Raw genomic sequence first — 1,219 nt, 5'->3', positions numbered from 1 at the left:
CTTCACCGATGGCGAGCACCCGCCACAGCGAGTCCGGCAACTCGGCGGCCAGCAGCGCGTCCAGCATGGACGGCACCACATGCAGAGTGGTCACCCACTCCTGCGCCATCAACTCATTGAGGTACGCAGGATCACGGTGACCATCCGGGGTAGCGATCACCAGACGACCACCCGACACCGCCGCAGACCAGAACTCCCACACCGACAGGTCGAACGTCGCCGCAGTCTTCAACAGCACCGCGTCCCCGGCATTGAGACCGAATTCGGCTGTCTTCCACAGCAACTGATTCGCGATCGCACCATGCGATACCGCGACACCCTTCGGCTGACCCGTCGAACCCGACGTAAAGATCACGTATGCGGTGTTCGCGGCCGTCAACACGCCACGACGTTCCTCGACCGTCACCGGGGCAGCCGAAACCTCCGACAGATCCAGCTCATCGATGGCGACCGTCTCAACCGACTCCGCCGTGAAACCGTCACGGCCGGAGGTCAACACGAATGCCGGTGCCGCCGTGTCGAGGATGTAACCGACACGATCGGCAGGCTGATCCGGATCGACCGGCACATACGCCGCACCCGACTTCGCCACCGCATACATAGCGATCACCAAGTCGGCGGACCGGCGAATCGCCAACGCAACCCGATCCTCCGGCGCGACGCCGCGTTCGATCAGGTACCGCGCCAGGCGATTCACCCGAGCGTCGAGCTCGGCATAAGTGAGTTCCTGCCGGTCACCAATGGTCTCGTCGGACACCAAGGCCGCGGCATCGGGTGCCGCGGCAACCGTCGCGTCCAACAACGACACCAAGGTCGCGGCCGCATCGACCGCATGCTCGGTGTCATTCCAGCCGGTCAGAATCCGCGTGCTCTCCTGCGAGCCGAGCAGGTCGATCTCGCCCACGATCACCGAGTCGTCGGCGAGGAACGCGTCGATGATGCGCATGAAGCGGTCCGCGAAGCCCTGCACGGTCGCTTCGTCGAACAGGTCGGTGGCGTAACCGAATTCGGTGATGATCGCCGCCGGGGTGCCGTCGTCGGCGTACCGGTCGAAGACCGTCACATGCAGGTCGGTCTTGGCCAGATGCGCATCGAAGTCGACCGCGCTCACCGAGAGACCGGGCAGCTCGAAGGAGGTTTCGGCCATGTTCTGGAACGACAGACCCATCTGGAACAGCGGGTTGCGCGCCGTCGAACGCACCGGGTTGAGCACCTCGAC

General features: G+C 64.5%; 1 protein-coding gene. It reads right to left on the bottom strand.

Going from position 1 to position 1,219, the window contains the following annotated elements; genetic code table 11:
• Positions 1-1,219, bottom strand: a 1,219-nt coding sequence (locus ACLMAL_RS39600) for an AMP-binding protein (protein WP_412003766.1), incomplete at both ends; no start/stop codon positions are given.

It is taken from the genome of Nocardia sp. CWNU-33, from assembly GCF_046764895.1.
In the GTDB taxonomy this organism is placed as follows: Bacteria; Actinomycetota; Actinomycetes; order Mycobacteriales; family Mycobacteriaceae; genus Nocardia.
The sequence above is the reverse complement of the archived record's forward strand: the minus strand, read 5'-3'. Positions and strand labels throughout refer to the sequence as shown.